The following is a 3,502-nucleotide window of genomic DNA, read 5'->3' as shown; positions in this document are numbered from 1 at the left end:
GCCCAGACCGGCACCCAGGCCGGGGCGGGAGGCCCTGGCGGGCAGGGAGGTCCAGGCAGCCAGTCAGCCACCGCCGTGACCACAAGCCTCACGGCCGCCGTCGACGCCGGCACGCTCGGCAACCGCAACCAGGCCGCCAGCGGAAGCACGGGAACATCCGGAACCTCCGGGAGCAGCACCGCACCGGCGTTCTCCGTGCCCGTCACGGCCACCGGGATCGGCGCCGAGGTGGACACCACCGGCAAGGCGCTGGCGCTGGCGCAGGGCACGGGCCTGGGCGACTACAGGGCCGCTTCCACGGGCGCCCTGCTGGGCACCACCCTGGCCGAGAAGAACGGCCTGTCCGTTGGCTCAACCTTCACCATCAAGGACCAGAGCTTCACCGTCACCGGCCTGTTTGACGCCGGTACCGCGTTCGGCAACAACGCCCTCTATCTCACGCTCCCCACCGCCCAGACCCTCGCGGACCTCCCGGGCGAACTGTCCACGATGGTGGTCACCGTCAATTCCATGGAAAACGTCGACGCCGCCAAGACGGCGCTGCAGGCCGCGCTCGGCACCGACAAGGCCGATGTCAGCCAGGGCCAGCGGAACCTCCAGACCGCCGTCAGCTCGCTCGGCAGTGTCAAGAACATCTCCTTCATCGCCTTCGTGGCCGCCCTGGCCACCGCGGGCCTGATCATCCTGCTGATCATGGTCATGCTGGTCCGTGAGCGCCGCCGCGAGATCGGTGTCCTGAAGGCCATCGGCGCCCCGAACCGCACCATCGGCCTGCAGTTCGTGCTCGAGGCCCTGGTCCTGGTGGCCATGGGCAGCGTGGTGGGTGCCGCCATCGCGTCCTTCGCCAGCGGCGGCATCGCCTCCGCCCTGATCAGCTCCAACACCGCGACGGCGGCGGCCACGACCGGCCGCCGCGGCCAGGGCTTTCCCGGCGGAATACCCGGCGGCGCCGGATTCCCCGGCGGGAACCCGCTTGGCGGGGCCAGCCAGCTGCTGACCTCCGTGAGCGCGAGCGCCTCCCCCGGTGTCATCGCCGGCGGGATTGCCGCCGTGTTTGGTGTCGCCATCATCGGGGCGCTGGTTCCGGCCCTGCTCACCGCCCGCATCCGTCCCATCGAAGTCCTCCGAGGAGAGTAGCCATGATCGAAGTCAAGAACCTGGTCCGCACGTTCAAGTCCGGCGACCGCACCATCACGCCGGTCAACGATGTGAGCTTCGAGCTCGAGCAGGGCACCCTGGCCTCGATCGTGGGCAAGAGCGGCAGCGGCAAGAGCACGCTCCTGTCCCTGCTCGGCGCCCTCGACAAGCCCACGAGCGGGGATGTGCTCGTCAACGGGGTCAGCCTGGCCGGCATGCCGGATGGCAAGCTCACCGAATACCGCCGGCGGGACATCGGCTTCGTGTTCCAGCAGTTCAACCTGATCCCGAACCTCTCCGCGCTGGACAACGTCATGTTGCCGATGGAGTTTGCCGGGATCCGGAAGGCGGCGCGCCAGGAGCAGGCCCGGCAGCTGCTGGAGCAGGTGCAGCTCGATCCGGACAAGCATGTCCGCCGCATCAACCGGCTCTCCGGCGGTGAACAGCAGCGGGTGGCGATCGCCCGGGCGCTGGCCAACGCCCCGAAGCTGATCCTTGCGGACGAGCCCACGGGCAACCTGGACGAACAGACCGGCGAGCACATCATCGAGCTCCTCAGTTCGCTGAGCCGGGACCACAACACCACCATCCTGGTGGTCACGCATGACCGCTCGCTGGCCAACAAGACCGATCGGCGGTTCCGGCTCCAGCAGGGCCGTCTGACGGAGGAGGCGGCACGCAGCCGGGCCGCCGCAGGGTCACCCGCCTAACCCACGGCCCGGGAGCGGCGCCAACCACGCCGCTCCCGGCTTTCGGCGTGCGCATCCTGGGCACGCCCCGCCCGGGTGAGAGGATGACTCCATGAGCGCACACATCGCCACGCCCTGGTTGACCAGCCAGCCGGACCCCGATCCCCGGACTGCCACCGGCGCCAGGCTGCGCTGGGGCGTCGTCGCCACGGGAGGCATCGCAGCGGCCGTGACCCGGGACCTGGAACTCCTCGCCGACGCCGAGCTTTACGCGGTCAGTTCGCGCACCCAGGCGGCGGCGGATGCCTTCGCCGCCGATTTTGGCTTCGCCCGCGCCTACGGCGACCTGGACGGCCAGTCCGGCTACGACCGGCTGCTCGCCAATGACGCGGTCGACGTCGTCTACGTCGCCACCCCGCACGCCCACCACCACGAAATCGCCATGGCGGCCCTCACCGCGGGTAAGCACGTGCTGTGCGAAAAGGCACTTACCGTCAATGCGCGGGAAGCTTCCGAGCTGGTGTCGCTGGCACGCGCCAAGGGCCTGTTCCTGATGGAGGCGATGTGGAGCCGGTTCCTCCCGGGCATGCAGCGGGCCTTCGAGATCGCCGCCTCCGGCGAGATCGGGGACGTCAAGTGGGTGGGAGCGGACCTGGGCTTCCCGGCGCCGTATTCGCCCAACTCGCGCCTCTGGGCCCCCAAGGATGGCGGCGGCGCGCTGCTGGACCTCACTGTCTATCCCCTGCTGTGGGCACTGGGCACCCTGGGCTTCCCGCAGACCGTCAGTGCCACCGGCTGGCTGAACGACGACGGCGTGGACGCCCAGAACGCCCTGACGCTCGGCTACCAACACGGCGCCCAGGCGCAGCTGACCTCATCCCTGCTGGCGCACGGCCCCCGAACCGCCACCGTGGCGGGCAGCGGGGGGTTCCTGCAGTCCATCGGCTCGATCAACAACCCCAAGGAACTCCTGATCCGCGTCGGCTTCGACGAGCCCCGCAGTGAGTCCTTCGACGTCGTGGGACGGGGCTACAGCTACGAGCTGCGCGAGGTAACGCGCTGCATCCAGCAGGGGCTGACCGAGAGCCCCGTGATGCCGCTCGAGGACTCCCTGAACACCATGCGGCTGTTCGACGGCGTGCGCGCCCAACTGGGTGTCAGCTACCCGAACGACGCCCGATGACCCCGGTTTCCGGCGCCTGAATCCGCCGAAGTTTACGGCGCGCTCTGGACTCACGCCGCCGCGCGGACTTACCCTATAGGCAACCGTCGAGCTTTCGGGGAAATGGGGTGTGCGCGTGGACCCAGCATCAGTCCCGTTGCGCGCACGCCGCCGGCTCGGCCGGATTCTTCTGGGAGGCGTCGCCGGCATCGCGTGGCTGGCCCTCTCCGCGACGGCCGCCAGCGCGGACGACGCCGCCACTCCCCCTCCGACGGCCGACGGCACGGTCGCAGCCGTCACCATGGCTCCCCCGGACTCCATCCCCGCACTGACACTTGCCGCGCCGCCCGCTGCCGCGGTGGTCGAGGCCGCCATCGGGGCGGGCCACATGCCCGCGGGAACTCCCTGGGCTGGTGTCCCGGTTCCCGTCCCCACAGTGGTACCGGGCCCGGCGCTCACAGTGGCGCCGGTGGTCACGGCGCCCGTGGCTGAAGTAGCCACCCCGGTGCCGGCC

Annotated in this window: 3 protein-coding genes and 1 pseudogene; all 4 read left to right on the top strand. The window is 70.2% G+C overall.

The genetic code is table 11. The features are described 5' to 3' along the window. On the top strand, nt 1-1,137 hold a 1,137-nt coding region (locus BJQ90_RS12180; RefSeq protein ID WP_226760519.1), incomplete at its 5' end, for an ABC transporter permease. Between the two features lie 2 nt (nt 1,138-1,139). Further along, on the top strand, nt 1,140-1,847 hold the full coding sequence (locus tag BJQ90_RS12175) for an ABC transporter ATP-binding protein (protein ID WP_226760518.1): 708 nt from the start codon (nt 1,140-1,142) through the stop codon (nt 1,845-1,847). Between the two features lie 91 nt (nt 1,848-1,938). After that, nucleotides 1,939-3,009: a Gfo/Idh/MocA family protein gene (locus tag BJQ90_RS12170; protein ID WP_226760517.1), complete on the top strand. Its 1,071-nt coding sequence runs from the start codon at nt 1,939-1,941 to the stop codon at nt 3,007-3,009. Between the two features lie 115 nt (nt 3,010-3,124). Then, nucleotides 3,125-3,502, top strand: a pseudogene (locus BJQ90_RS12165) (hypothetical protein); the annotation flags it as partial.

Source organism: Arthrobacter sp. SO3 (assembly GCF_020532825.1).
GTDB lineage: Bacteria > Actinomycetota > Actinomycetes > Actinomycetales > Micrococcaceae > Arthrobacter.
The sequence above is the reverse complement of the archived record's forward strand: the minus strand, read 5'-3'. Positions and strand labels throughout refer to the sequence as shown.